The sequence below is a fragment of the Caulobacter segnis genome (assembly GCF_023935105.1).
Lineage (GTDB): Bacteria > Pseudomonadota > Alphaproteobacteria > Caulobacterales > Caulobacteraceae > Caulobacter > Caulobacter segnis_B.
Genome location: NZ_CP096040.1, coordinates 1 through 22481 on the forward strand (window position 1 = coordinate 1; position 22481 = coordinate 22481).

Below are 22481 nucleotides of genomic sequence, written 5' to 3' on the forward strand. Positions count from 1 at the left end.
CACATGTGATTAAGACTCTGTTAATCATGTGGATGGTCCAGCAGCGCGTTGAAGGTCTTAATGAATTCTTAACTCGCGGCGACGGACGCAAGGCCGTTCGCGGGACTCTGTCCCTGACCTTGGACAGTCGGGATTCACCTATCGGGGGATGCGGCGCGGGCCTGGGGATGATACGCGAGCAATGCGACCGTTGATCACAGCGGCGCCGTGTCACGACGCCTCTAGGGCCTTTCGGCGCACAGGCGTCCCCAGGGACGAGGCAAGTGGTTAAGCAACCGTTAACGGATGATCCACAGGAGAGTCTGGGCCAGGCGGACCAGGAACGGCTGCCGCCGCGCTTCGCCACCTACTTCCATATCCACCTGGTTTCGGACTCCACGGGCGAGACCTTGAACGCCATGGCGCGCGCGGTGTGCGCCCGTTTCACCGACATCCTGCCGATCGAACACATCTATGCGCTGGTCCGTTCCACGCGGCAGCTGGATCGGGCGCTGGAAGAGATCGGCGGCGCGCCGGGCGTGGTCATGCATACGATCGTCGATCCGGGCCTGCGCGCGGCGCTGGAAGAAGGCTGCCGCAAGCTGGAAATGCCCTGCATCGCCGCCTTGGACCCGGTGATCATGGCCATGTCGCGTTATCTGGGCGCGCGGATTTCGACCCGGGTCGGGGCCCAGCACGCCCTCACCAACGACTATTTCGACCGGATCGAGGCGCTGGACTACGCCATCGCCCACGACGACGGCCAGGGTGGCCAGGACCTGACCCAGGCCGACGTCATCCTGGTCGGCGTGTCGCGGACCTCCAAGACCCCGACCTGCATCTATCTGGCCCACCGGGGCGTGCGCGCCGCCAATGTGCCGCTGGTGCCGGGCCGCCCGCCGCCGCAGGACCTGTTCGAGCTGAAGAACACCCTGATCGTCGGCCTGATCACCTCGCCCGACCGCCTGATCCAGATCCGCCGCAACCGCCTGCTCTCCCTCAAGGAGAACCGCGAGAGCGACTATGTCGACAGCGACGCCGTTCGTCAGGAGATCATCGCCGCCCGGCGTCTGTTCGAGCGGATGAACTGGCCGGTCATCGACATCACCCGCCGCTCGGTCGAGGAGACGGCGGCGGCGATCATCAACCTGCTGTCGGGCGGCCGCGGCAAGGTCGAGGTCCTGGGATGACCCCTGTAACCCCCACCCCAGTGACTTTGGCGTCGAAAAGTTCTGCCCGGCAGATGATCCTGAAGAACGCCGGCGTCGCCTTCGAGGCGGTCAGTCCCGGCGTCGACGAGGAGGCCGCCAAGGCCGGCCTGCTGGCCGAGGATGTCACGCCGCGCGACATCGCCGACGCCCTGGCCGAGATGAAGGCGGTCAAGGTCTCGACCAAACGGCCGGGCCTGGTGATCGGCGCGGACCAGACCTTGGACCTTCGCGGCACGCTGATCGACAAGGTCGACACGCTGGACGAGGCCCGCGCCCGCCTGCTGGAGCTGCGCGGCCAGGTCCACAAGCTGCACTCGGCCGTGGTCGTCGCCCGCGACGGCCAGCCGATCTGGCGGATCGTCGAAAGCGCCAAGCTGTCGGTTCGCCCGTTCAGCGAGGCCTGGCTCGACGCCTATATCGAGCGCCGCGGCGAGGCCCTGCTGTGGTCGGTCGGCTGCTACGAGCTGGAGGCCGAGGGCGTGCAGTTGTTCGACCAGGTCGACGGCGACTATTTCACCATCCTGGGCTTGCCCCTGATCGGCCTGCTCGACTTCCTGCGCCTTCACGGAGCCCTGGCCGCATGAGCCATTCCACCGGTTTTGGGATTTCCGGCGCCGCCATCGTCGGCGGCGTCTGCGGCCAGCCGATCAAGCACTCGATGAGCCCGATCCTGCACAACGCCTGGATCCAGGCGGCGGGCCTGGACGCGGCCTATGTGCCGTTCGCGCCGGCGGCCGATCATTTCGCCACCTTCGTCGACGGCCTGCGCGGGGGCGCCGTGCGGGGACTCAACGTCACCATCCCGTTCAAGGAACAGGCCCTGGCGGCCGCAGACCAGGTCAGCGACCTGGCCCGCATGGCCGGCGCGGCCAATCTGCTGATCTTCGAGGAAGACGGCGTCATCCGCGCCGACAACACCGATGGTCCCGGCCTGCTCGGCGCGATCGCGGCCCAGGCGCCGGGGTTCGACATCACCGCCCGGCCGGTGGTGATCCTGGGCGCCGGCGGCGCGGCGCGGGGCGCGGTCGCCGCCCTGCTGCTGGCCGGCGCGCCCAAGGTCGCGATCGTCAACCGCACGCTCGACCGCGCGCACGAGTTGGTCGCCGCCTTCGGTCCGCGCACCCTGGCGGTCGCCGAATACGCCCTGACCGATCATCTGAAGGACGCGGGCCTGATCATCAACGCGACCTCGCTGGGCCTGGGCGGCGGCGATGGCCCGGCCGCGCGCCTGGACCTGACGCCCGAGGACGCCGTGGTGGTCGACATGGTCTATAAGCCGCTGCGCACCGAGTTCCTGCGCCGGGCCGAGGCCGCAGGTCGTCGCACGGTCGACGGATTGGAGATGCTGCTGCGCCAGGCGATCCCGACCTTCGAGGCGATCTATGGCCAGCCGCCCTCCCCCGAGGTCGATGTGCGCGGCCTGGCCTTGAAGCTGCTGGGCGAGGCCTGAGCCATGCTGGTGCTGGGCCTGACCGGTTCGATCGGCATGGGCAAGTCGACGACCTCGGCCATGTTCCAGGTCGAGGGCGTGCCGGTCTACGACTCCGACGCCGCCGTCCATGCGCTGTACGCCACCGGCGGCGCGGCCGTCGCCCCGGTCGAGGCGGCCTTTCCGGGCGTGGTCGTGAACGGCGCGATCGATCGCGCCAGGCTCAGCGCCCAGGTGGTCGGCGACGCCGAGGCCCTGGCCAAGCTGGAGGCCATCGTCCACCCGCTGGTCGGCGCCCACCGGATCGGCTTCTTCGAGAAGGCGACGGCCGAGGGCCACGAAATCGTCGTGCTCGACATTCCCCTCCTGTTCGAGACCGGTGGGGAGAAGAAGGTCGACAAGGTGGTGGTGGTCTCGGCGCCGGCCGACGTCCAGCGGGCTCGCGTCCTGGCCCGTCCCGAGATGACGCCCGAGAAGTTCGAGGCGATCCTGGCCCGCCAGACCCCCGACGCCGAAAAGCGCGCCCGCGCCGACTTCGTCATCGATACCGGCCAGGGGCTGGACAGCGCCCGCCAGCAGGTCCGCGACCTTCTGACTCTGTTGAGAACTTCCAGCTCCGCTTGATGCGGGACTCGAACGGCTTCATTGAAGGGTCATGGCCCGGGAAATCATCCTCGACACCGAAACCACCGGCTTCGATCCGAAGACGGGCGACCGCCTGGTCGAAATCGGCTGCATCGAGGTGGTCGAGTTCATGCCGACCGGCCGCAACTTCCACGAATATTGCGACCCGCTGCGCGACATGCCGGCCGAAGCCGAGAAGGTCCACGGCCTGTCGTCGGCCTTCCTGACCGGCAAGCCCAAGTTCCACGAGATCGCCGACAAGTTCCTGGAGTTCGTCGGCGACAGCGTCGTCGTCGCCCACAACGCCGCCTTCGACCGCAGCTTCATCAATTTCGAGCTGGAGAAGTGCGGCCGCGCGCCGATCGCCGAGGAACGCTGGATCGACACCCTGGCCATGGCCAAGAAGCGCTTTCCGGGCATGTACAACTCGCTCGACGCGCTCTGTAAGCGGTTCAAGATCAGCCTGGACAGCCGCGACAAGCACGGGGCGCTGATCGACTCCCACCTCCTGGCCGAGGTGTATCTGGAACTGCAGGGCGGCAAGGAACGCGCCCTGGAACTGACCCATGTCGAGGCCCTGTCGGTGTCGGCCGCGATCCAGGGCTCGTACGGCGCCCGCTCGCGACCCCTGGCCCCACGCTCGACCGACGCCGAGCGCGAGGTCCACGCCGCCTGGGTGCGCAAGAACCTCAAGGACCAGGCGCTCTGGATCAAGTTCGGGGTCGTCGCGGCCGAGGGCTAGTCGTCGATCGACGCCGCGGCGGTCCATAGCCGGTCGCGCGATTTCTTCTCTTCAGGAATGCCCGAGTGCCCAAGGAAACCTTGGTGGGCGTTCATAGGCGTTCGTTCGCGTGGCGCGCCGCTCCGCCTGGGCGGATCAGGAAGACATCCTGAAGCACAAGGAAGAAATCAAATACCTCTGGTTGATATTTAGTTTTCGATAAGAAATGCGCGACGTCTTCAGTTCAGGTAGGTCATATTGTCGCGCTTCCGGAGGTATTAATCACGAATTCATCCGCAAGGACGATCAACTTCGCTCAACAATTCTCGTTTTCTCAGAAAACAGGGCGATCGACTTGCGCAAACTATTTCCCATAACTCTGTTCGCTGCCAGCATGATGGCCGGCATGGCCTCGGCCCAGGAAGCGCCGAAGACCGACGCCGCCGCCATGGAAGAACTGAAGGCGCAGCTCCGCGTCATGCAGGAGCGGCTGCAGAGCCTGGAAGCCAAGGCCAACGCGCCCGTCCCCATCCCCATCGCGACGGCGCCGGTCGCCAAGACCCAGGCCGCGCCGGCCACGACGCAGATCAAGTGGGAAAACTCGCCGCGCTTCACCGAGGCCAGCGCGACCTTCAAGATGCGCGGCCGATTGCTGGTGGACGCCGTCGACGTCAACGTCGATCGCGAAACCGGCCCGTCCTACAAGTCCCGCCAATACCGGGCCCGTCAGCTGTTCCTCGGCGCCGAGGGTCAGGTCGGGTCGTGGGCCTATCGGCTCGAGGGCGGCGCGGCGAACGGTTCGGGCTGGGCCTGGGACGACGCGGTCATCGAGTACCGCATGAAGAGCGGCATGCTCCTGACCGTCGGTAACCAGAAGGTCGGCGGCCTCGAGAACCTCACCTCGATCAAGACCATCACCTTCATGGAGCGCGGTCCCTTCGGCGATCTGACCGACAACGGCTTCGTGCTGGCGGCGCAGGCCACCAAGGTCGGCCGCAACTGGTCGCTGCGCGGCGCGCTGCAGGGCGACTCCATCAACAAGGCCGACGTCGCGGCCGGCGCCTACAACGTCAACAACGCCAAGGAACGTTCGGGCGTGATGGCTCGGGCCACCTGGGCGCCGGTCATGACCCCGACCCAGACCGTCCACCTGGGCGTCTCGGCCCGTTACCGCGAGATCGGCGGCGAAACGCCCTTCACCTATTCGGCCGCGGCCAACACCGCCTATCGCGCGCAGAACTCGGCGGGCGGCGTGCTGCTGTCGACCGGCGCCGTCGGCAAGGGCGACAAGACCCTGGCCCTGGAAGGCGCCTGGACGCGCAAGAGCCTGTCGCTGCAGGGCGAGGTCGCGAAGATCCGCGTCGATCGCATCGACACGAGCCGCAGCGCCGCCAATGGCGGCCAGGACTTCGACATCGTCACGGGCTATGCGATGGCCAGCTGGTTCCCGACCGGCGAAACCCGTCCCTACAGCGCCGCCGGCCAATTCAGCCGGATCAAGGTCCTGCATCCGCTCGATAAGGGCGGACGGGGCGCCTACGAGCTGGCCGCGCGCTACGATTTCGCCGATCTCGGCGACATGAAGGCCAACACCGCCACCGCGCTGACTAACCAGCCCGGCCTGGCGACGGCCGGGACCTACAAGGGTCTGACCGCTGGCCTGAACTGGTACCCCTGCAGCAACGTCCGCTTCATGGCGAACGTCACAAAGGCCAAGATCAACAATCGTGCGATCGGCGCCCTGGAGAATGACGCCAAGGTGACGTTGCTGCAGACCCGTATGCAGATCGAATTCTAATCAACACACTCTCATATACTTACGGTCTGGAGCTTCCGGGTGTCATTCCTGAAGAACATTTCGATCCGCAACAAGATCATGCTGTCGTTTGGCCTGCTGCTGGGCGCGGCTGTCGCGATGATCCTCAGCGTCTTTCTTCAGCTCACGGGCATGCAGGAGGCCATCCGTCTGAACGATGAAAGCAAGTCGATCATCGATCAGACCCATACCGCCGAGAAAGGCATGCTGCGCGTGAACTCGCAGATGCGCGGCGTGCTGCTGACCGGGAGCCCCAAATATATGGGATCCTACAAGGAAGGCTGGCAGCAGTTCGACGAGGCGGTGGCCAACCTCGAGCGCTCCAGCCTGACCGGCCCGGAGAAGGCCGCCCTGGCGACCGTCAAGGCCGACGCCAAGACCTGGCTCGACGCCTATGGCGCGCCGCTGACTGAGGCCGCGCTCGATCCGGCCCGTCGCGACGCGGGCCGCGAGACCCTGATCGCCGCCGGCGAAAAGGCGCGCGTGACCCACATCACCAAGAAGGTGACGCTGATCCGCAAGATCGAGCAGGGCCGCATGAGCGTCCGCGAGGCCGACCAGCATCGCGCGATCTTCTCCTCGGTCGCCATGCTGATCGGCGGCGGCGTCGGCCTGCTGGTCATCGCCTTGGGCATGGGCTGGCAGCTGACCACGCTGGTCGCCGCCCCCGTCGGACGCATGACCCAGTCGATGCTGCGCTTGGCGGATGGCGACTTCGATGTCGAGGTTCCCGACCGCGATCGCGCCGACGAGGTGGGTTCGCTGTCGCGCGCCTTCGAGACCTTCAAGGACAACAGCCTCAAGGCCATCCGCCTGGAGGAAGAGACCGGCGCCATGCGCGAGGCCGGCGAAGTCGAGCGCGCCGCGACCGAAGCCCGGCGCGCCCGCGAGGCGGCCGAGGACCGGGCCACGATCGAAGCCCTGGGTCGCGGCCTGCACGCGCTGTCGGCCGGGGACCTCACGCACCGCATCAGCGAGCCCCTGGCGCCCAAGTCCGAGCAGCTGAAGGAAGACTTCAACGCCTCGATCGCCAAGCTGGAGACCGTCATCTCCGGCGTGCGCAACGCGGTTATGACGATCAGCGGCGGCGCGCGCGAGATCTCGGTGGCGTCGGACGACCTCGCGCGTCGCACGGAGCAGCAGGCGGCCAGCCTGGAGGAGACCGCCGCGGCGCTTGAGGAGATTACCGCGACCGTCAACAAGACGGCGGAAGGTGCGGGTCACGCCCGCACCGCCGTCAGCGGCGCCAAGACGGACGCCGAAAACGGCGGCCAGATCGCCGAGCGGGCCGTGGTCGCCATGACCGAGATCGAGCAGAGCTCGCAACAGATCACCCAGATCATCGGGGTGATCGACGAGATCGCCTTCCAGACCAATCTGCTGGCCTTGAACGCCGGCGTCGAAGCGGCCCGGGCGGGCGAGGCGGGCCGTGGCTTCGCGGTCGTCGCCCAGGAAGTCCGCGCCCTGGCCCAACGCTCGGCCGACGCGGCCAAGGAGATCAAGTCCCTAATCAACCTGTCGACCAATCAGGTCACGGTGGGCGTGGATCTGGTCGGTCAGACCGGCAAGGCGCTGGAAAGCATCGTCGCCCAGGTCCTCGACGTCAGCACCATCGTGCGCGAGATCGCGGCCTCGGCCCAGGAACAGGCCAGCGGCCTGCAGCAGGTCAATGTGGCCGTCAATCAGATGGACCAGGTGACCCAGCAGAACGCGGCCATGGTCGAGGAATCCACCGCCGCCAGCCACGGTCTGGCGACCGAAGCCGACGAACTGGCCCGACTGATGAGCCAGTTCAAGGTCAGCGAGACCATGAACCGGAGCGGCCGGGCGCGGGCCGCCTAGGCTGGGCGCTGAGAAGAACACGCGGGGCGATCGGCCCGCGTGTTCGATGCGCGGGCGGCGCCTAGACGCGATCGTCCAGCAGCGATCGCACCGCGGCCAAGTCTTCCGGCGTCGCCGGATTGTAGACGATCATCGCCAGGTCGGGCCGGCCATCGACGGCGAAGGCCGAGTATTCGAACGAGACCGGACCCAGCACCGGATGGCGCAGGTGCTTGACGCCGTCGCCATACTGCCGGACGTCATTGTCGGCCCACATCGCCGCGAACTCGGGACTGCGCCGTCGCAACTCCTCGACCAGCGCGTTCACCGGCCCCTCTGCGCCGGCGCCGGCCCGGGCCACGTCGGCGCGGAAGGCGGCGACCACGAAGCGGGCCACCTGCTCCCACTCGGAATTGATCGCCCTGGCCCGGGGATCGCAGAAGATGCGGCGCAGGATGTTGCGCTCTTCCAGCGGCAGATCGCCATAATTGGCCAGCACCACAGTGGCGGCGCGGTTCCAGGCGATCACGTCCCAGGTTAGGGTCTTGATCATGGCCGGACAGGGATCCAGCGCATCCAGCACCCGCTGCAGCCGGGGCGAGACGCCGTCGGCCTCGCGGTAGCGCAGCTCCGGCGGGCGTCCCAGGCCCAGTAGGAAAAGATGCTCGCGCTCGACGTCGGTCAGCATCAGGGCGCGGGCGATGCGGTCCAGCACGTCGGCGGACGGCGCGCCGCCTCGGCCCTGCTCCAGCCAGGTGTACCAGGTGGCGCTGATGCAGGCGCGTTGGGCGACTTCCTCGCGGCGCAGGCCCGGCGTGCGTCGGCGCGGTCCGGAAAAGCCCAGCGCCACGGCGTCCAGCCTGGCGCGGCGATCACGCAGATAGGCGCCCAAACGGTTCTCGCTGGTAAGCCGGTTCTCGCGCGGGATCGGGGCGTTCATCGTATTAAGCCTTATACCCGTATAAGATCACTACTTTAACAGGATGATCATAGCGCCGACGATGTTCCACGTGAAATCCGTGGAGGGTCATTCATGCGTGTTTTCGTTACCGGCGCGACGGGGTTCGTCGGCTCGGCCGTCGTTCAGGAGCTTAAGGCTCACGGTCACCAGGTGCTGGGCCTGTCGCGCTCCGAAACCGGCGTGGCTCAGCTCGAGGCGATCGGCGTCGCGGCCGTGCTCGGCACGCTCGACGACCACGATGTCCTGACGCGAAGCGCGGCGGCCTGCGATGGCGTCATCCACACCGCCTTCAACCACGATTTCTCGAAGTTCGCCGAGAACGCCCAGCAGGACGGCAGGGCGATCGCCGTGCTGGGCGCGGCGCTGGAAGGCACGACCAAGCCGATCCTGGTGACCTCGGGCACGGCCATGTTGGCCGTCGGCCGGATGGCCACCGAGGAAGACCGACCCGGCGGACATTCGCCGCGGATCTCCGAACCCTCGGCCGACGCGCTGGTCGCCAAGGGGGTCCACGCCTCGGTGGTCCGTCTGGCGCCGACCACCCACGGCGCGGGTGATCACGGCTTCGTGCCGATGTTGATCGGCCTGGCCCGCGAGAAGGGCGTCGCGGCCTATATCGGCGAGGGCGACAACAGATGGTCGGCCGTCCATCGCGGCGACGCCGCCCGGCTCTACCGCCTGGCCCTCGAACGCGGCGCCAAGGGCGAGCGCTATCACGCCGTGGCCGAGGAGGCCGTCCCGATGAAGACGATCGCCGCCGCGATCGGCAAGGGCCTGGGCCTGCCGGTCGAAAGCCGTCCGCCCGAGCACTTCGGCTGGTTCGCCATGTTCGCCGGCATGGACGCGGCGACCTCGGCCGCCTGGACGCGCGAGACCCTGGGCTGGTCCCCGACCGGATCGAGCCTGGCCGAGGACCTGGAGAACGCGGGGTATTTCGGCTGAGGCAGAGGAGCCGCCCTCGTCCTTCGACAGGCTCAGGGTGAGGGCTACTTGAAGGACCGTTCAGTAGAAAACCTCACCCTGAGCCTGTCGAAGGGCGGGGTTTTCGGTTCCTAGACCTTCAGGTCCGCCGTCACCGGCGCGTGGTCGCTGGGACGTTCCCATTCGCGGACGTCGTCGTGGACGCGCGAGGAAGCCTTGCCGTCCACCAGCGCCGCGTCGCGCAGGCCGGGGCTGGCCAGGATGTGATCCAGGCGCAGGCCACGGTTGGACTTGCGGAAATCGGCGGCGCGGTAGCTCCACCAGCTGAACAGCTTCTCGGGTTCGGGCGTCGCCAGGCGCGGCAGGTCGAGCAGGTCCATCGACTTGATCATCGCGTCGAAGGCCTCGAGCTCGGCCGGCGTGTGGCTGACGATCTTCAGCATCTGGCGGTGGCTCCAGACGTCGTTCTCGCCAGGCGCGATGTTCAGGTCGCCGGTGACGATCAGCGGCGCCTTGGGATCGCGTTTCTTCAGCGCGGTGGTCAGGGTCTCGTAGAAGTCCAGCTTGTGGTCGAACTTCGGATTGGCGGCACGGTCGGGCAGGTCGCCGCCGGCCGGAATGTAGAAGTTCTGGATCTCGACCCCAGCCACCTTGACCGCGACGCAGCGGGCGTGGCCTTCGCGGCAGTTCATCAGGGTCGGGACGTCCTCGATCGGCAGGCGCGAGGCGATGGCCACCCCGTGCCAGCCCTTCTGGCCGGCGATCTTCAGGTGCTTCAGGCCCATGGCCTCGAAGGCCTCGCGCGGGAACTCGCCATCCTGGCACTTGATCTCCTGCATGCACAGGACGTCGGGGGCCTGCTCGTCGACGAAACGGGCGGCCTGTTCGGCGCGGAGGCGGACGGAATTGACATTCCAGGTGGCAATACGGAGGCGCATGCCAGCGCTCTAGCCTGGAAATCCCGGCTGGCAAAGAAAAACGCCCCCGGACACCGTGTGTCTCCCCGGCCGGCCAGCGGCCGGCCAAAAAAAAACGCCCCCGGACACCGTGTGTCCGGGGGACGAAAGTCTAGTCTCTCATGCCGCCGCCGGGAGGGGATAGGATCCGGCACGGTTCGCGAAGAGCGGGTCGGTCGCTCATCGCCATGCGTGTTAAATATGCCACTTCAAAACTTTAAGTCAACCCCGAAGTCGGTTGATTCTTGCATGTTGTGGTAATGTCACATTTGGCCCGTCTAGGGCCGCCCCACCTTGCGGCGGGGATCGGTCAGCACGAACAGCTTCGGATCCAGGGCGCCGGTCTCGGCGAAATCCGCCAGGCGCACGCGGATCTGGCCGCCCTTGATGTCGGTGACGGTCCAGCCCATCAGCGCGATCGGGCCGTTGGAGAAATCCAGCGAGATCTTGCCCAGCGCCTGGCGTTTGGCGTCCTGGGCCACGATCGTGAAGCCATCGGCCAGCGGGCGAATCTCGGTGATGACCACGCCGCGATCCAGGCGGACCTCGCGGGCCAGCAGCAGGTTCAGCGGCGTCTTGCTGAGCGGATAGCTCTCGTAGGTCTTCAGCCGGCTGTCAAAGATGTTGACGTTGTTGCCGTTGCTGACCACCAGCAGGCCGGCGGGCGGATCATAGGCGAACCGCGCCTTGCCCGGGCGCTGCAGGTAGAAGGTCCCTTGCGTCTGGGTCCCGCGCGCGTCGGTCTGTACGAAGCGGCCCTTGGCCGACGACAGGCCCTGGATATAGGCGGTCGCCTTGTTAAGCAGCGCCTGCTGCTCGGCGGTCAGCTTGGCCGGGACCGGCGCGGTCTGGGCGAAGGCGGGAGAAGCGATCGCGGCGGCCAGGCCGGCCGCCAGAAGGAAACGGCGATTGGTCATGCGAACTCCTTAAGCCCAACCGTGGCCCGCGCGAAGGCCGCCGCGAGGCCATTTTCCGGCGCTCCGATGAAGCGCCGTTCAGGTTGGGAGGTGGGGAACGCGCCCGCCAAGGTGAAGGTTGCCGGACCACCCCTGAGAGATTTGCGACAAAGCTTGTCATCCCGGCCGCAGCGAAGCGGAGAGCCGGGACCCAGGGGGCGACCGCATTGCGCATGGCCCCTGGGTCCCGGATCAACGCGCTACGCGCTTGTCCGGGATGACAGTTTTTAAAGCGGTGGCGGCGGCGGCGCCAGGATCTCGCGCTTGCCGGCGTGGTTGGCCGCGCCGACGACGCCTTCCTTCTCCATCCGCTCCATCAGCGAGGCGGCGCGGTTGTAGCCGATCTGCAGGCGGCGCTGGATGTAGCTGGTCGAAGCCTTGCGGTCGCGGGTGACCACGGCGACGGCGTGATCGTAGAGGTCGTTGGCCCCGCCCTCGCCCTGGAACGCGCCCTCGATGGCCTCTTCCTGTTCTTCGTCCCCGCCGGCGGTGACTTCTTCCAGGTATTGCGGAATGCCTTGGTCGCGCAGGAACTTGGCGACCTGCTCGACCTCGCCGTCCGACACGAACGGGCCGTGCAGGCGGGTGATGCGACCGCCGCCGGCCATGTAGAGCATGTCGCCCTGGCCCAGCAGCTGCTCGGCGCCCTGCTCGCCCAGAATGGTGCGGGCGTCGATCTTGCTGGTGACCTGGAAGCTGATCCGGGTCGGGAAGTTGGCCTTGATGGTGCCGGTGATGACGTCGACCGACGGGCGCTGGGTGGCCATGATCAGGTGGATGCCGGCGGCGCGGGCCATCTGGGCCAGACGCTGCACGGCGCCTTCGATGTCCTTGCCCGCCACCATCATCAGGTCGGCGACCTCGTCGATGACCACGACCAGATAGGGCATGGCCTCGGGCCGGATTTGCTCGGTCTCGTAAATCGGACGGCCGGCGTCGTCGAACCCGGTCTGGACGGTGCGCTCGAAGTGCTCGCCCTTCTCCAGCGCCTCGTTGGCCTTCTCGTTGTAGCCTGCGATGTTGCGCACGCCGATCTTGGACATCCGGCGATAGCGGTCCTCCATCTCGCGCACGGTCCATTTCAGGGCCACGACGGCCTTCTTGGGATCGGTGACGACGGGGGCCAGCAGGTGCGGGATGCCGTCATAGACCGACAGTTCCAGCATCTTGGGATCGACCATGATGAAGCGGCACTTCTCGGGCGGCAGCTTGTACAAGATCGACAGGATCATGGCGTTGACGCCGACCGACTTGCCCGAGCCGGTGGTGCCGGCGATCAGCAGGTGGGGCATCTTGGCCAGGTCGGCGATGTAGGGCTCGCCGCCGATGGTTTCGCCCAGGGCCATGGGCAGGATCTGGCTGGCCTTCTCGTAGTCAGCGCTGCTCAGCAGGTCGCGCAGATAGACGGTCTCCCGGCGCTGGTTGGGCATTTCGATGCCGATGGCGTTGCGGCCCTGGGCCACGGCCACGCGGCACGAGATCACGCTCATCGAGCGGGCGATGTCGTCGGCGAGTGCGACGACGCGGGCGGTCTTCACGCCCGGGGCCGGCACCAGCTCGTACATGGTGACCACGGGGCCAGGGCGGATCTGGTCGATCTGGCCCTTGACCCCGAACTCGGCCAGCACGCTTTCCAGCAGGCGGGCGTTCTGGCGCAGGGCGCCGGCGTCGACTTCCGACGAGCGCGGCTTGGACTTGGCCAGCATGGCCAGCTCGGGCAGCTGGAACCCGTCGCCGTCGTCGAAATCGAAGGCCTTCTGCTGTTCGCGCAGCTCGCGGCCAGACTCCTTGGGCGGGGCCTTGGGCTTGGCGATGGCCATCGGACGGGCGTCGAGCGTGTCCTCGAATTCGTCCTCGTCGCTATAGCCATCGTCGGCGGGCGGCGGGGTATAGGCGCGTTCCGGAGTCGCCACGGCGGCCGGCGCGGCGGCGACCACGTCGTCCTCGTCGTCGATCGGCGGCAGGCGGCGCTCGCGCTTGGGCGCGCTTTCCGGCTTTTCCTTCTTGGCGCGCGCGGGCTTGGCGGCCGCGACCGGCTCGGGCGCGACGCGGGCGCGAGGCTGCAGGGCGTTGTTGACGGCGTTTTGGATGGCGTCCGGGTTGACGTCGCGCACCCCGATGGCGAAGCCCAGGGCGAAGATGGCGGCGACGGCGAACAGCAAGGCCGCGACGATCGTCGCGCCGGGGATGTGGGCGAACCGCAGGATCCCGGCGACCATGTGCAGCAGGGAATCGCCCCAGAAGCCGCCCAGGCCCTTCTCCAGCTGCCAGATGGCTGGCGGCGGCGGGGCCGCCAGGGTCGCGGCCAGCGCCAGCAGGCCCAGCACGCCGACAATGGCGCGCAGGCGCAGGTCCTTGCGCTCGGCGTCCGGGTCGGCCTGGGCCGCGCGGGTGACGCCGAACACCAGCATCAGCAAGGCGACTCCCCAGGCCGCCAGGCCGATCGACTGCATCAGGAGGTCGGCGACCGCCGCGCCCGGACCCCCAGGGCGTTGCGGGCCGGATCGCCGGTGGCGGCGTTCAGGCTGGGATCGGTGGCGTTGTAGGTGGCGATGGCCAGCAGCAGGCCGGCGCCGACCACGGTGACGACGCCGCCCCGGAACCGGGCCGTCCAGGGCTGGACCCAGCCGTAACGGATCGCGTCCCACAGGAGCTCCGTCGTGGATCGCCGCGCGGCTCGCGCCATGAAAGTCTCCGAACTCAACTTCGCATCCCGTGACCCGCCAAAACGGGTCGAACCGCGATGTTTTGCCCGAAGAGCGTTAAGAGGCGTTTACGACGTTCGTCAGGAAACGATTCAGATTAGGCCGCGTCGAACGCGACCGGACCGCCCCAGAAGCTCTGGACCAGGCCGTTCTGCGGGCCCGGCGCGCCGGTGGTCAGGAAGACGCGGCTGCCGCCCGATCCCGTCGCGTACTCCGGGTGCCGCTCCAGATAGAGCTCCAGCGCGTCGGCCGTGGCCTCGGGCTGCTGGATCAGCGGCGTGCCGGCCGGCAGGGCGGCGCGGAAGATGTCGGCGATGATCTCGTAGTGGGTGCAACCCAGCACAACGCGGTCGGGAAAGCGGCCGATGCGGGTCTTCAGCGCCTGGACGTGGCCCTCGACCGCCTTGGCCAGCTCGACAGCGCTGGCGTCGCCCTCGATCAGCGGCACCAGTTCCGGGCAGGCTTCGGAGAACACCGCTAGGTCCTGCTTGCGCTTGTCGATCTCGATCTCATAGACGCGCGAGCGCACGGTGGCCTGGGTGGCGAACACGCCCAGGATGTCCAGCTGCTGGACCTTCTCGCCGCGCCGCTCGGCCTCGTGCTCCCAGGGCAGGCCCGTGGCCTTCTCGATGGTCGGCACGATGATGCCCAGGATGTTGACCGGCCGGCCCAGGTCCTTGCGGTAGCCCGGCAGCCAGGTCTGCTGCAAGCGGCGCAGGGCGATCGCCGAGGCAGTGTTGCAGGCCAGGACCACCAGGCTGGCGCCCCGATCGAACAGCCGAACGCAGCCGGCCTTGGTCAGTTCGACGATCTCCTCGCCGGTGCGCACGCCATAGGGCGCGTTGGCCTGGTCGGCCAGGTAGGTGAAGTCCGCCTGCGGCAGACGTTGCACGAGGGCGCGGTGGACCGTCAGGCCGCCCACGCCGGAGTCGAAGACGCCGATCATGAGGCAAGCTGTAGCCGCCAAACCGGGCGCCGTCCACGCGCCAAGACCATGGTCGAACGCGTACGGGAAAGGTTACGGTCCTGTCATGTGACGGCCCCGAAGCCTTGCCCTAGGGTCGCGTCAAACTCTTACCGGAGACACTCCGTGCAACGTCGTACGTTCCTTGCCTCGGCCGCCGCCACCGGCGCCGTCGCCGCCCTCAACCCGAGTTTCGCCTTGGCCCAAGCCTCCAATCCCATGCTTCAGAAATGGACCGGTCCCTATGGCGGCGTGCCGGCCTTCGACAAGGTCAAGGTCGCCGACTTCAAGCCGGCGCTCGAAGCGGCCATGGCCAAGAACCTGGCCGAGATCGACGCCATCACCGGCGACAAGGCCGCGCCGAACTTCGAAAACACCATCGCAGCCCTGGAGGACGCCGGCCGGACGCTGAACGACGTCCAGACCTATTACGGCATCTGGGGCTCGAACATGAGCAGCCCCGAGTTCCAGGTCGTCGAGGCCGAGATGGATCCCAAGCTCTCGGCCCACTATGACAAGGTCAACCAGAACGCGGCGCTCTTCGCCCGCATCGAGGCGGTCTACAATTCGCCGGATAAGGCCAAGCTGACGCCCGAGCAGCAGCGGGTGCTGTGGATCTACTACACCAACTTCGTGCGGTCGGGCGCCAAGCTGAACCCCGAAGCCAAGGCCCGGGTCGGCGCGATTAACACCGAGCTGGCCGGCCTCTACACCAAGTTCAGCCAGAACCTGCTGGCCGACGAGAACACCTGGATCGAGCTTTCCGACGCCGACCTCGCCGGCCTGCCCGAGGGCCTGAAGGCCGCCGCCGCCTCGAACGCCGCCGCGCGCAAGCTGCCGGGCAAGTTCGTGGTCGTGAACACCCGCTCCAGCGTCGACCCGTTCTTGACCGAGTCTCCGGTGCGGGGCGCTCGCGAGAAGGTCTGGCGCGCCTTCGTCAACCGCGGCGACAATGGCGGGGCGACCGACAACAACGCCATCATCAGCAAGATCCTAAAGCTGCGCGCCGAGCGGGCCAAGCTGCTGGGCTACCAGACCCACGCCCACTGGCGCCTGGAAAACGCGATGGCCAAGGCGCCCGAGAACGCCATGGCCCTGATGGAAGCGGTCTGGCAGCCGGCCATCGCGCAAGTCGCCATCGACGTCGCCGACATGCAGGCGATCATCGACGCCGAAAAGGGCGGCTTCAAACTCGAGCCCTGGGACTATCGCTTCTATGCCGAGAAGGTCCGCAAGGCGAAGTACGACCTCGATATGAACGAGGTGAAGCCCTACCTGCAGCTGGACAAGCTGCGCGAAGGCATGTTCTGGGCCTCGGGCCAGCTGTACGGCTTCCAGTTCAAGAAGATCGACGGCCTGCCCGTCTATCACGAGGACATCACCGTCTATGAGGTGACCCGCGGCGGCAAGCACGTGGGCCTGTGGTATTTCGACCCCTACGCCCGCCCCGGCAAGCGTTCGGGCGCCTGGATGAACGCCTACCGCACCCAGGAGCGGTTCAAGGGCGAGATCACCACGATCGTCTCGAACAACTCCAACTTCATCAAGGGCAAGCCGGGCGAGCCCCTGCTGATCTCTTGGGACGACGCCACCACCCTGTTCCACGAGTTCGGCCACGCCATCCATGGCCTGAACGCCAACGCGACCTACCCGACCGTGTCGGGCACCAACGTGGCCCGGGACTATGTCGAGTTCCCCAGCCAGCTGAACGAGCACTGGCTGCCGACGCCCCAGGTGCTGAACCAGTTCGCTCTGCACTATCAGACGGGCAAGCCGATCCCGCAGCCCCTGGTCGACAAGATCGAGGCGGCCGGCAAGTTCGGCGAGGGCTTCGGCACCACCGAATACCTGGCCAGCGCCCTGATCGACATGAAGCTGCACCTGGCCGGCGACGTCGACATCGACCCGGACAAGTTCGAACGCGAGGAGCTGGCCAAGCTGAACATGCCCAAGGAGATCGTCATGCGGCACCGCACGCCGCAGTTCGGTCACGTGTTCTCGGGCGACGGCTATTCGGCTGGCTACTACAGCTATCTGTGGGCCGACACCCTGACCGCCGACGCGGCCGAGGCCTTCGCGGAGGCCCCAGGCAAGTTCTACGACAAGGTCGTCGCCAAGCGCCTGTACGAGACCATCATGTCCAAGGGCAACACGGTCGACCCCGTCGAGCAGTTCCGCGCCTTCCGCGGCCGCGACGTCAAGATCGGCGCCCTGATGCGCAAGCGCGGCTTCCCGGTCCCGGCCGGGGCTTAACTCACAACCCTCTCCCCTTGCGGGAGAGGGTGGCCCGCGAAGCGGGTCGGGTGAGGGGTTGAAGAAAGAGACCGCCGCGACTGGCCTCACCGCTGGTCGCGGCGGTTTTCGTTTGTGCGACCCCTCATCCGTCAGCCTGCGGCTGACACCTTCTCCCGCAAGGGGAGAAGGGTTAGATGAGGTCAGGGGCTGAAGGAGTTTCGATGGCCGCGTCCAAGTCCGCTCTGTCCGCCCTCGCCTTTTCCCTGATCGCCGGCCCTGCCCTCGCCCAGACGCAGCCTCCGCCGCCAACCGTCGAACTCGGCGCCGCCCCGGCCCCGGACGAGAGCGCCGTGGTCGCCGAACTGACCGTGGTGGCCAAGCCGCCCGGCCCCGCCGTCTGGCTGGTCGAGAAGGACGGGGCCAAGCTGTATGTCCTGGGTTCCGCCCAACCCCTGCCCCACGCGCTGAAATGGTCCAGCCCGCGCCTGGAAAAGGCCTTGGACAAGGCCGACCTGGTCTTGGTGCCGCCGCAGGCCTCGGTGGGCGTGACCCAGATCGCCGGCTTCGTCCTGCGGTTCGGCGGCGGCCTGCGCCAGCCGATGGGCAAAAATCTCGAGGACCAGCTGCCGCCCGACCTGAAGGCGCGGTTCGTCGAATCCCGCAACCAGGCGCGCAAGGGACCGGGCGACTACAAGAACTGGAAGCCGGCCGTGGCGGGCTTCCTGCTGCTGTCGGACTTCCGCCAGGCCGCCGGCCTGTCCGAAGCCAAGCCGGTCAGCACGATCGAGCGCATGGCCAAGGCTCGCAAGCTGAAGGTCAAGGCGGTCGGCCAGTATCGAATGAGCGCGGTGACGACCATCGCCTCCAAGCTCTCGCCCGACGACCAGCTCTATTGCCTGCGCGTGGCCCTGGACGAAATCGCCTATGACGGCGCCCATTCCACCACGATCGGCCGCGACTGGGCCGAGGGCGACCTGGGCTCGGTCCGCGCCCGTTACCGGGAAAGCGCCGCCCAGCGTTGCCTGATGCGTGCGCCCGGCGGCGCGGCCTTGCTGGAAAAAGGCGTCGCCCAGACGACCGACGCCATGGCCGAGGCCCTCAAGCGGCCTGGCGTCACCGTGGCGGTGGTCGACCTGGGCTTCCTGCTGCCGGCCAATGGGGTGCTGGACCGGCTGAAGGCCGACGGCGCGGCGATCAGCTCGCCGGTCGAATAGCGCCGCGTTGACGCTTGGTCTCCCCTGCCCTCACCTTGGCGACGAGGTTCGGGAGGGAGGCCCAGATGAAGACGACGACCGCCGCAGTGGCGCTGCTGGCCGCCACGCTGACCACCGGAGCGGCGCGGGCCGAGGTGGTCGACGCCCAGCCCAATGGCTTCGAGGTCAAACACGAGATGGCGATCGCCGCCCCAGCCAGCGCGGTCTGGGCCGTCCTGGTCCAGCCGTCGAAATGGTGGGCCTCGGCGCATACCTGGTCGGGATCGGCCGCCAACCTGTCGCTGGGCGCGGCCTCGGGCGGCTGCTTTTGCGAGCGCCTGCCGAACGGCGGCTCGGTGCTGCACATGACCACGGTCTACGCCGCGCCGAGTACGAGGCTGGTGCTGTCGGGCGCGCTGGGGCCGTTGCAGAGCTCCGGGGCCACCGGGGCGCTCACCTTTCTGCTGGCGGAAAAGGACGGTCGCACGACCGTGACCGTCACCTACGACGTCGGTGGCTACTTCAAGGGTGGCCTGGACAAGATCGCTGGCGGCGTCGACGCGGTGGTCGGCCAGCAGGTCGCCCGACTGAAGGCGGCGTCGGAGGGGAAGTAATTCCCCTCTCCCCTTGCGGGAGAGGGTGGCCGCCGGAGGCGGTCGGGTGAGGGGTCGCACACACAGAAACGCCGCGACAGCCGATCGGCCGGTCGCGGCGTTTTGCGTCTATCAACCCCTCACCCGGCCCTTCGGGCCACCTTCTCCCGCAGGGGGAGAAGGGTTATTAAGCGCTTTCGGCCAGGTCGTCGCTGGCGCCCAGCAGGGCCATTTGCAGGCGCGAGCGGTCGCGTCGGGCCGCTTCGAGGGCGCCTTCCGCCAGGGCGGCTTCCGAGGTGAGGCGCTCGATCGTGGCCTGCAGCTCGGAGACCTTGTCCTCGTGCTCGCGACGAATCTGGTCCTGGGCTTCCTGCATGGCGTCCAGGCGGGTGCGCAGCTGTTGAGCCCGCTCCTCGGCGCGCTTGAGCGCCTTGTCCTGGGCCACGCCGCTCTTGGCCAGCTGGTCGGCGCGTTCGATGGCCGTGGCGCGGGCGGTGTCGACGCCGGCGTGGCGCTGACGCAGGCCCTCGGCCTCTTCCTCGAGCGAGCGGATGCGTTCCAGGGCGCGTTCCAAGGCGACGTTGAGGTCGCCGGCGCGGCGCTCGACCGCCTTCTGGTGGGCGCTGGACTCGGCCAGGCGGGCCGAGATCTGGCCGTTCATCTCTTCCAGCTTGTCGGCGCGGCCGGAGGCGGTCTCCAGACGGGTCTGCAGGGCCGAGATCTCGGCGCGGCTGGCTTCGACCTGGCTTTCCAGGCCGCGGATGATGCGGCCGCTGTCGGTCTGGTGGGCGTGCAGGGCGTTCTCGATGGCCTGGACGCGGGCGCGTTCGCCGGCCAGCTGGGCCTCGAGGTCGGTCTCGATGCGCGACAGGCGGGCCACGTCCAGGCCAGCCTGGTCGACGCGCTTCTTCAGGGTCGCGGCTTCCTCGCCCAGCAGGGCGTTGTCCTGGTTGGCGCGGGCCAGGGCGGCCTCGGCGTCGCCACGACGGGTGTCGATGTCCTGGGCCTGGACGCGCAGGCCTTCGACGTCCTGCACCAGATGCTCGATGCGGGCGGTGGCGTCGCGCAGGCTGGCGTCGAGGCTGGAGACCTTCAGGTCCGACTGCAGCAGGGTGTTGCGCAGGCGATCGATCTCGAGGGCGTTGTCTTCGAGGGCCGCTTCCTGGGTCTGGCGGCGAGCGTCGGATTCACCGAGCGCGGTCTCGGCGGCGGCCAGGCGGGCGCTGACCTCGCGCTCCTCGGCCTGGATCTGGGTGATCTGGCGCTGGGCCTGGTCGAAATTGGCGCGCAGGGCGATCAGTTCGGCGTGCTCGGCGCGGCGGGCCTCGAACTCCTGGCCGACCGGACCGCGGATCTCGGCGATCAGCGGCTCGATGGCCTTGAGGTGCTCCATGACGCGGCCGATGCTGTCGAGACCGCCATGGATGGTCTCGTAGCGTTGGCCGATGGCCTGGGTGGACTCGATCTGGTGTTGCACGGCCTCGGACCGGGCGTCGTCGCCCAGGACGGTCGGCTTGCCGTTCTTGTTGTCGCGCGAATTCTTCGACAGCAGTCTCATCTAGCCCACCTTCGCCCCGTGCGAGCCCACCGTGTCCTCACTGGACAGTTGGCGGCGGCCGCGAATCTCTTACCCAGAGGTTAACAACTTAGTTTACGGACAAGATGAATGTCGAGGGGCCGAGGGCGCGACCCGGCGTCGCGGATCAGCCCGAAACCCCGGAAAATGGGGGATGATCCACAGTTTCGACGGCCAGCACGCGGCTGGCGGCGTGGACCACGGCCGCGATGCGCAAGGCGGCCTGGACTTGCGGGGGCGCCACGCCCCTCGCCCGCAGCTCGGCTTCGTGGCTGTCCAGGCACGCGCCACAGGCGTTGATCGCCGACACCGCCACGCACCACAGCTCGTAGTCGACGGTCTCGACGCCGGGATGATGCGCCAGCCGGTTCATCCTCAGCTTCGAGGGCAGCGACCGGTATTCAGGCGTTTCCATCAGGTGCAGGGCGCGAAAATAGACGTTGTTCATGGCCATGATCGCCGCTGCGGTCCTGGCGGCGGCGAAGCCCTCCTCCGTGAGGCCGGCCTCGCGCGCGGCGGCCGTGACCGCCTTGAGGGTCTCCGGCTCGCCGACCGCGCAGGCGCTGGCGACGAAGCAGCCCCACTTGGCCTGGGGCGACAGCACCGTCTCCTCGGCCAGGACGGCCAGATTGGCCCCGATGTCCTTGGCGTAGGCGGGCAGCCGGCCGCGCAGGGCGTCGATCGACATGGGGAGGGCTCCGTGGACCAGAACCGCCGATTAGCATTGTCGGGAAGGTTCGTCCCGATCCGCGCCTCGGGCTGGGGAGAAAGGCGCGGACCGGGACCAGGCGGGGCGTCCGGCGTCGGGGGAGATACGCCGGAACTTTCACCGTGGAAGACGGATACGCCTTGGCGTTTCAGTTATCCAATCGATAGTTTTTGGAATTTCGATAGAGGTGGCCTATATAACGGCCATGCTTCTCCCGACCCTTCGCCAGCTGCAGTACCTGAAGCTCCTGTCGGAGCACGGCTCGTTCAGCCGCGCCGCCGAGAGCGCCTATGTCACCCAGCCCACCTTGTCGGCGGGGATCCAGGAACTGGAGAAGATCCTGGGCGCGTCGGTGGTCGACCGGGCTCGCTCGGGCGTGATCCTGACCGCCGCCGGCCAGGAGGCCGTGCGCCGGGCCGAGGACATTCTCGCCAGGACCGAGGACTTGGTGCAGGCGGCGCGCGGCGCCGGCCAGCCGCTGGCCGGCCGCTTCCGCCTGGGCGTGATCCCGACCGTGGCGCCGTACCTCCTGCCCCGCGCCCTGCCCGTGCTGCGCGACCGGTTCCCGAAGCTGAAGCTGTTCCTGCGCGAGGACCTGACCCAGCGCCTGATCGCGGCGCTCAAGACCGGGGCCCTGGACGCGGCGCTGATCGCCCTGCCCTACGACATGACCGGTCTGGACTGGGCCCATGTCGAGGATGACGAGCTCCTGGCCGCCGCGCCGGCCAACCACCCGATGGCCAGCCAGACGCGGGTCGACCCCGACAGCCTGCGGGGCGACGACCTGATCCTGCTGGAAGACGGTCACTGCCTGCGCGACCACGCCCTGGCCGCCTGCGGCCTGGAGCCGCCGAAAGGCGTTGGCGACGAGGAGAGCTTCGCGGCCACCTCGCTGCCCACCCTGGTGCAGATGATCGGCTCGGGCCTGGGGGTCTCGTTCCTGCCGGCCATGGCGGTCCACGCGGGCCTGACCGACAAGGCGGCCGTCACCGTTCGTCCCCTGGCCACCGAGCATCCCAGCCGCGAGATCGTGGTCGCCTGGCGTTCGGGCTCGAGCCGGGGCGTCGAGGGGCGGCTGCTGGCCGAGACCCTGCGCGAGGCGGCCTAGGCC

Annotated in this window: 18 protein-coding genes and 2 pseudogenes; 12 read left to right on the plus strand and 8 right to left on the minus strand. The window is 67.9% G+C overall.

Features of this window, described 5'->3' with window-relative positions; translation table 11 throughout:
• Window positions 1–263 precede the first annotated feature (263 nt).
• From MZV50_RS00005 to MZV50_RS00035, 7 genes are all read left to right on the plus strand, one after another.
• Window positions 264–1169, plus strand: a complete 906-nt coding sequence (locus tag MZV50_RS00005; protein WP_252632328.1) for a pyruvate, water dikinase regulatory protein — start codon at window positions 264–266, stop codon at window positions 1167–1169.
• Window positions 1166–1774: a Maf family protein gene (locus MZV50_RS00010; RefSeq protein WP_252632329.1), complete on the plus strand. Its 609-nt coding sequence runs from the start codon at window positions 1166–1168 to the stop codon at window positions 1772–1774. Before MZV50_RS00005 ends, MZV50_RS00010 begins: the two co-directional genes overlap by 4 nt.
• Window positions 1771–2640, plus strand: coding sequence for a shikimate dehydrogenase (gene aroE, locus MZV50_RS00015; RefSeq protein WP_252632330.1), 870 nt, complete (start codon window positions 1771–1773; stop codon window positions 2638–2640). The genes MZV50_RS00010 and aroE overlap by 4 nt, the downstream gene beginning before the upstream one ends.
• A 3-nt stretch (window positions 2641–2643) precedes the next feature.
• Complete coding sequence (gene coaE, locus MZV50_RS00020) at window positions 2644–3243, plus strand: dephospho-CoA kinase (RefSeq protein WP_252632331.1); 600 nt, start codon at window positions 2644–2646, stop codon at window positions 3241–3243.
• Window positions 3244–3274: 31 nt separating this feature from the next.
• Complete coding sequence (gene dnaQ / locus MZV50_RS00025; protein ID WP_252632332.1) at window positions 3275–3985, plus strand: DNA polymerase III subunit epsilon; 711 nt, start codon at window positions 3275–3277, stop codon at window positions 3983–3985.
• Between the two features lie 334 nt (window positions 3986–4319).
• On the plus strand, window positions 4320–5762 hold the full coding sequence (locus MZV50_RS00030; protein ID WP_252632333.1) for an OprO/OprP family phosphate-selective porin: 1443 nt from the start codon (window positions 4320–4322) through the stop codon (window positions 5760–5762).
• A 39-nt stretch (window positions 5763–5801) separates the two neighbouring features.
• Entirely contained in the window at window positions 5802–7622 is a 1821-nt protein-coding gene (locus MZV50_RS00035) for a methyl-accepting chemotaxis protein (RefSeq protein WP_252632334.1), read from the plus strand.
• Window positions 7623–7683: 61 nt separating this feature from the next.
• Here MZV50_RS00035 and MZV50_RS00040 read toward each other — a convergent pair whose 3' ends face one another.
• A complete protein-coding gene (locus MZV50_RS00040) occupies window positions 7684–8541 on the minus strand; it encodes a helix-turn-helix transcriptional regulator (RefSeq protein WP_252632335.1) in 858 nt (285 codons plus the stop codon).
• Between the two features lie 93 nt (window positions 8542–8634).
• Between MZV50_RS00040 and MZV50_RS00045 the strand changes: the two genes are divergently transcribed.
• Window positions 8635–9504 (plus strand): SDR family oxidoreductase, encoded by an 870-nt coding sequence (locus MZV50_RS00045; RefSeq protein WP_252632336.1) that lies wholly within the window; start codon window positions 8635–8637, stop codon window positions 9502–9504.
• A gap of 110 nt (window positions 9505–9614) precedes the next feature.
• On the opposite strand, the gene xth is transcribed toward MZV50_RS00045, so the two are convergent.
• The 4 genes and pseudogenes from xth to MZV50_RS00065 form a co-directional block, all read right to left on the minus strand.
• A complete protein-coding gene (gene xth, locus MZV50_RS00050; RefSeq protein ID WP_252632337.1) occupies window positions 9615–10421 on the minus strand; it encodes an exodeoxyribonuclease III in 807 nt (268 codons plus the stop codon).
• Window positions 10422–10717: 296 nt separating this feature from the next.
• Entirely contained in the window at window positions 10718–11356 is a 639-nt protein-coding gene (locus MZV50_RS00055; RefSeq protein ID WP_252632338.1) for an outer-membrane lipoprotein carrier protein LolA, read from the minus strand.
• A gap of 266 nt (window positions 11357–11622) precedes the next feature.
• A pseudogene (locus tag MZV50_RS00060) lies at window positions 11623–14099 on the minus strand (DNA translocase FtsK 4TM domain-containing protein).
• Window positions 14100–14197: 98 nt separating this feature from the next.
• Window positions 14198–15046, minus strand: coding sequence for a glutamate racemase (locus MZV50_RS00065; RefSeq protein ID WP_252632339.1), 849 nt, complete (start codon window positions 15044–15046; stop codon window positions 14198–14200).
• Between the two features lie 144 nt (window positions 15047–15190).
• On the opposite strand from MZV50_RS00065, the gene MZV50_RS00070 reads away from it, so the two are divergent.
• Window positions 15191–17317, plus strand: coding sequence for a M3 family metallopeptidase (locus MZV50_RS00070; protein WP_252632340.1), 2127 nt, complete (start codon window positions 15191–15193; stop codon window positions 17315–17317).
• 6 nt (window positions 17318–17323) lie between these two features.
• On the opposite strand, the pseudogene MZV50_RS26640 reads toward MZV50_RS00070, so the two are convergent.
• A pseudogene (locus MZV50_RS26640) lies at window positions 17324–17478 on the minus strand (hypothetical protein); the annotation flags it as partial.
• A 42-nt stretch (window positions 17479–17520) separates the two neighbouring features.
• Between MZV50_RS26640 and MZV50_RS00075 the strand changes: the two are divergent.
• Both MZV50_RS00075 and MZV50_RS00080 read left to right on the plus strand, forming a co-directional pair.
• Window positions 17521–18513 (plus strand): TraB/GumN family protein, encoded by a 993-nt coding sequence (locus MZV50_RS00075; protein WP_252632341.1) that lies wholly within the window; start codon window positions 17521–17523, stop codon window positions 18511–18513.
• A gap of 65 nt (window positions 18514–18578) precedes the next feature.
• Window positions 18579–19106 (plus strand): SRPBCC family protein, encoded by a 528-nt coding sequence (locus MZV50_RS00080; protein WP_252632342.1) that lies wholly within the window; start codon window positions 18579–18581, stop codon window positions 19104–19106.
• 166 nt (window positions 19107–19272) lie between these two features.
• Here the strand turns inward: MZV50_RS00080 and creS are convergent, their stop codons facing one another.
• Both creS and MZV50_RS00090 read right to left on the minus strand, forming a co-directional pair.
• Window positions 19273–20643, minus strand: a complete 1371-nt coding sequence (creS, locus tag MZV50_RS00085) for a crescentin (protein ID WP_252632343.1) — start codon at window positions 20641–20643, stop codon at window positions 19273–19275.
• A gap of 145 nt (window positions 20644–20788) precedes the next feature.
• Window positions 20789–21349 carry a carboxymuconolactone decarboxylase family protein gene (locus MZV50_RS00090; RefSeq protein WP_252632344.1) on the minus strand — a complete coding sequence of 187 codons (561 nt, stop codon included), beginning with the start codon at window positions 21347–21349 and terminating at the stop codon, window positions 20789–20791.
• A 226-nt stretch (window positions 21350–21575) separates the two neighbouring features.
• On the opposite strand from MZV50_RS00090, the gene MZV50_RS00095 reads away from it, so the two are divergent.
• Window positions 21576–22478 carry a hydrogen peroxide-inducible genes activator gene (locus MZV50_RS00095; RefSeq protein ID WP_252632345.1) on the plus strand — a complete coding sequence of 301 codons (903 nt, stop codon included), beginning with the start codon at window positions 21576–21578 and terminating at the stop codon, window positions 22476–22478.
• Window positions 22479–22481 lie beyond the last annotated feature (3 nt).